At 42.4% G+C, this 4764-nt stretch carries 4 protein-coding genes; 1 reads left to right on the plus strand and 3 read right to left on the minus strand.

Annotation, left to right across the window (positions count from 1 at the left end; genetic code table 11):
- Nucleotides 1–704 (plus strand): thiamine pyrophosphate-dependent enzyme (locus tag OGM63_RS18845; RefSeq protein ID WP_263747190.1); only part of this gene is annotated, 704 nt, incomplete at its 5' end.
- 8 nt (nucleotides 705–712) lie between these two features.
- Here the strand turns inward: OGM63_RS18845 and OGM63_RS18850 are convergent.
- From OGM63_RS18850 to OGM63_RS18860, 3 genes are all read right to left on the minus strand, one after another.
- Complete coding sequence (locus OGM63_RS18850; RefSeq protein ID WP_263747191.1) at nucleotides 713–1930, minus strand: M20 family metallopeptidase; 1218 nt, start codon at nucleotides 1928–1930, stop codon at nucleotides 713–715.
- Nucleotides 1931–1979: 49 nt separating this feature from the next.
- On the minus strand, nucleotides 1980–2684 hold the full coding sequence (gene bioD, locus OGM63_RS18855) for a dethiobiotin synthase (RefSeq protein WP_263747192.1): 705 nt from the start codon (nucleotides 2682–2684) through the stop codon (nucleotides 1980–1982).
- A 236-nt stretch (nucleotides 2685–2920) separates the two neighbouring features.
- The gene (locus tag OGM63_RS18860) at nucleotides 2921–4681 is read right to left on the minus strand and encodes a serine/threonine-protein kinase (protein WP_263747193.1); all 1761 of its coding nucleotides are present in this window, start codon (nucleotides 4679–4681) and stop codon (nucleotides 2921–2923) included.
- Nucleotides 4682–4764 lie beyond the last annotated feature (83 nt).

Here is a 4764-nt window from a genome sequence, read left to right on the forward strand (position 1 = left end):
CTCTCCCCATCCCCCCCTCTCCCTATCTTCAACTTTGGTGTGATGCGGAAGCGCAAGTTAGGTTAAATGTTGACCAAAATATGGCGATAATAAACGAGTTAGTGGAAAGTAAAGCCGCTTGGTTGCTTTCACAGACGCTACCAGCGGGAACACCGCTATTTATCGCTAACAGTATGCCGGTGCGTGATGTAGAATTTTTCTGGAAGCCGAATAATTTAGGAGTGCGATCGCATTTTAATCGAGGGGCAAATGGTATAGATGGTACCTTATCCACTGCTTTAGGAATCGCCCATCGTCGTCAAAGCAGTGTAATGTTAACTGGAGATTTATCTTTATTGCACGATACCAATGGCTTTTTAATTAGAAATAAGTTTGTTGGACATCTCACCATCGTGTTAATTAATAACAATGGCGGTGGTATTTTTGAAATGTTACCCATCGCTCAATTTGACCCACCATTTGAAGAATTTTTTGCCACTCCCCAAGATATCGATTTTGCTCAACTGTGCGCTACTTATGGAGTAGAGCATGAATTGATTACTTCTTGGGATAAGTTGCAACAAAACTTAACTTTACTACCAACTAAGGGAATTCGGGTTTTGGAATTGCGAACAAATCGGAAAACAGATGCGAAGTGGAGACAAGATAATTTACCTAAGTTTGCGACTGTAGTCAGCGCTTCAGCGCTGAAGGAAAAGCGCTGAAGCGCTGACTACGGTAAGAATTTTTCGACGCAGCGGACGAAGATTTCTACACCCATTGGTAAAGCGGTTTCGTCAAAATCAAAGCGGGGATGATGATGGGGATACGCTAAGTCTTTGTCAGGGTTTGCAGAACCGAGGAAGAAATAACAACCGGGAACGGCTTGTAAGAAGTATGACATATCTTCGCCGCCCATTGTTTGACATTCTGGGACAACTCCCAGAGGAGTTTCTATCACTTGTTCGGCTTGCTTACGCACGAATTCTGCCATCCCTGCATCGTTGATAGTTGGTGGGTAAAGTTCCCAATATTCTAAATCATAACTGGCACCAAACGATTGACAAATGCCAGCAATAATCTGTTCAATTCGCTTCTTGAAAAAGCCTTTTAAATCAGGTTTAAAATAACGTATTGTCCCACTCATCCTTGCCGTATCGGAAATAATATTTAGCTTGGTTCCCGCATGAAGTTCTCCCACTGTCACCACCGCCGAATCTATTGGATCGACGTTGCGTGAGACAATGGTTTGTAAAGCATTGACAATTTGAGCTGCAACCACCACAGAATCAATCGTTTGATGAGGCATTGCCCCATGTCCACCTCTGCCCAAAATCGTGCATTTAAAGCATTCTACAGCTGCCATTAATGCTCCAGCGCGGACACCGACAGTTCCCAAAGGCAAATTATTCCACAAATGCAAACCGATAATTGCATCCACATCAGGGTTTTTTAGTACCCCAGCTTCAATCATCGGTTTTGCACCTCCAGGTCCTTCTTCCGCTGGTTGAAAGATAATTTTGACTGTGCCGGCAAAATTTTGGCGATTTGATTGCAGATAGTAAGCTGTACCTAAAGCGATCGCTGTATGTCCATCATGACCGCAAGCGTGCATTACTCCATCATGTTGGGATTTGTATGGCACTTCGTTGAGTTCTTGAATTGGTAAAGCGTCCATATCTGCCCGAATTGCCAACACTTTCCCACTATCAATTTTACCACCTTTGATCATTGCCACAATTCCAGTTTGAGCAATTCCCGTTTCATGCTCAATTCCCCATTCTTGCAACTTCTGTGAAACAAACTCAGATGTGAGTTTTTCTTGAAAACCTAACTCTGGTTGTTGATGCAGTCGTCGTCGCCATTCTACCAGTTGAGGTTGTAGCGATCTAATATCGAGGCGGACGCGAGATAAATTTACACTAGATGGATGTGGGAAGGTGGAAACCATTGTGAATAAAAGCTAATTTAACACGGCTAACTGATGTTATTTTCCTAGTTTAGTCTTTTTGATTTAAACTTTTGAAAGTAAGCATTAAAGTTTCCAAATCTAAATTTGATATTACTTGTGCCATTTTTTCTAAATCAGATAAATTATCTAAGTAAGGCACGCAACCTAAAACAGGCGTATTCGTCAATGATTGAATCAATTCCGGTGGTGTCCAGTCAGCGATTTGCGCTTCTGTTCGCGCTTCAATGCAGTTAAGAACAATACCAACTAGATGCACGCGAGATTGTTTAGCTAATGCTACATTCGCGACAGCTTGCCCGATCGCTCCCAATTTCACAGGTACTATCAATACCGTTGGTAAACGCCATTCTCCTGCTAAATCTGCTACCGTCAACTCCGAAGTGATGGGTGAACCTAATCCGCCCAAAGCTTCTATTAAAACAATATCATGACGCGATCGCACTTTTTCCAAAGTTTGCCACACCAGTCCTAAATCTACTTCTCGATTTTCCCGGGCTGCGGCAATCGGTGGTGCCAGAGGTGCTTGAAAATACAAAGGTGTAATTTCTTCCGAAGATTGATCCAAAGAAAACAGCTTTTGATAAAGTTCGCGATCGCCTTCACCCGATTGAATCGGTTTCATAATTCCCAAACGTCGCTGCGGGTAATATATTTGCCAATAAGCAGAATACGCTGTTGTGAAAACAGTTTTCCCCGCTTCCGTATCAGTTCCCGTAATTAGTAATGTATTCATTGACAACTCTTAGTTATTAACACTTAATTTACCCTATTTAATTTCGACAAAATCATCCGATATCAACATTTAATTAAAATAGTCGATGGTAATCCTAAATCATTCCCAAAACTCTCTCCTTCCTCTACCTCTGTGTTCTCTGCATCTCTGCGGTTACTTCTTCAAAATTATTCTTCACCAATCATATAGGAATGCAATAACATTAATCAAAGTAGGAGAAAAATGCCCCATTTCAATTATCGAGAATTTGTCCGATTAGGAACAGGTGTTTGCTCAACAGCCGGATTATTATTTTCTTCTTGAGGAGATGCAGACGGAAGCTCCGGTGGCTGTATAGGAGGAAGTGTAGGCGAATTGTTGACAGGTGGTGCTGGAAATGTTGGTGACGGTGTTGGTGACGGCGTAGGCGTTGGTGTGGACGGTTCTGGTGTCGGAGTAAATGTCGGCTTTAATGTTGGGGTAAGTGTAGGTGTCGCTTCTAAATTTTCTAACCCAACATTCAGAACATAATTGCTTTGTGGAACTTGTTGTCCGGAAGTTAACTGAATAACATATCTGCCACTTCTAGACAATATACCCTGATAGGATGTGGCTGGCTGGGTAGAACTATCTATTACTTTTCGATTAGGAGATAAAACTGTTAGAAAAACATTACTACTTTCTGGGGAAAGCGATGCAATTAATTTTGAACCTTTTCTGGCAAAAAAGCTGTATTCAACTGTTTCATTTGCTTTGATAGTACCATCAAGATTAAGTTGATTTGGGGTGAGAAAAGTTATGGGTTTCTTGGTGACAATAGGCTCAATATTGGTAGGTGTAGGTGTAGGTGTCGATGTCGGTGTCAGTGTCGTCGGTGTCGGTGTAGCCACACCTGTAATAACTGGTGAAGGAAAAGTTTGTGGTGGGGTTTCTGGTGTTAATGTTTTTGGTTGACTGCGGATAGAACTGACTACTGCCCAAGAACCAAATCCTGCTAAGATAATTACAGCAGTGCCAATTGCACCCAGCGCCAAGGGGTTATCCAAAATAGAACTGCTGGAGGGATCGGGAATCACCGGATTTAATTTTTTAGGTTGGACAGGTGGGATTGGGTCTAGACGACCACCGACAGCGACTGTTTGCACATTGGATAAAGACGGATTTGACTGATTTGGTTGCTTAAAAACTTGTAATGCTTGGGTGATCTCGGCAACACTAGCAAAGCGATCGCTTGGTGAATGACTCAACATCCGATTTAATATTTGAGCAAATCGGGCATCGACTTTTACCAATTTTTCCCAATTCCAAGTTAATTGATTTTCATCAAATAGTTCTTGCGGTTCTTTACCCGTCAGCAAAACTAACACTGTAACTGCTAACGCATACAAATCACTACTGGGGTAAGCCCTTCCTGTTTGCATTTGTTCAGCAGGTGCATAGCCTAATTTTCCCACAGTAGTAACAGGCGTTGATGCATTTAAAGATTGTAATTTAGTTGCCAGTTCTTTCACCACCCCAAAGTCAATTAAAACAGGTAGGCGTTCGCTTTCTCGCAAAATAATATTTTCTGGTGAAATATCCCGGTGAATAATTCCCTTTGCGTGAATATGCTCTAAAACTGGTAATAAAGAGCGCATAAAAAGCAAAACTTCCGCTTCTGTGAAAGTTTGACCAACAGCCTTACGCTCGTCTAGTATTGCGCGGTAAGTCTTACCCGGTACGTAATCTTGCACCAAAAACAACCGCTGGTCTTCTTCAAATCTTTCTCGAAATTGCGGTATCTGCGGATGCTGAATCTGGTATAATATTGCAGCTTCCCGTGCGAAAAGCTCTTGTGCTTTCTCCCAAGCACCAGTCTCCGTAGCAGTGGGAATTAATTCTTTGATCGCACAAAGTTCATTAAATCGTCTTTGGTCTTCTGCCAAATAAGTTCTACCAAATCCCCCCTGACCGAGAATTTGAATTATGCGATAACGGTTTGATTGGACAGTACCAACAGTAATGGGTGGTTGCATCATCGATTAATTGGGCATTGGGTAATGGGCATGGGGAATGGGACTCCTTGGGGACTTTCTTGAGAGTGGGGGACAAGGGGGCAAGG

Origin of the sequence: Plectonema radiosum NIES-515 (genome assembly GCF_025753815.1) — a bacterium.
GTDB lineage: Bacteria > Cyanobacteriota > Cyanobacteriia > Cyanobacteriales > Nostocaceae > Hassallia > Hassallia radiosum_A.

What these genes read in the sequence shown, in the direction of transcription:
- bioD (WP_263747192.1), bottom strand. Translation starts at nt 2,684, where the DNA reads ATGAATACATTACTAATTACGGGAACTGATACGGAAGCGGGGAAAACT.
- OGM63_RS18860 (WP_263747193.1), bottom strand. Translation starts at nt 4,681, where the DNA reads ATGATGCAACCACCCATTACTGTTGGTACTGTCCAATCAAACCGTTAT.
- OGM63_RS18850 (WP_263747191.1), bottom strand. Translation starts at nt 1,930, where the DNA reads ATGGTTTCCACCTTCCCACATCCATCTAGTGTAAATTTATCTCGCGTC.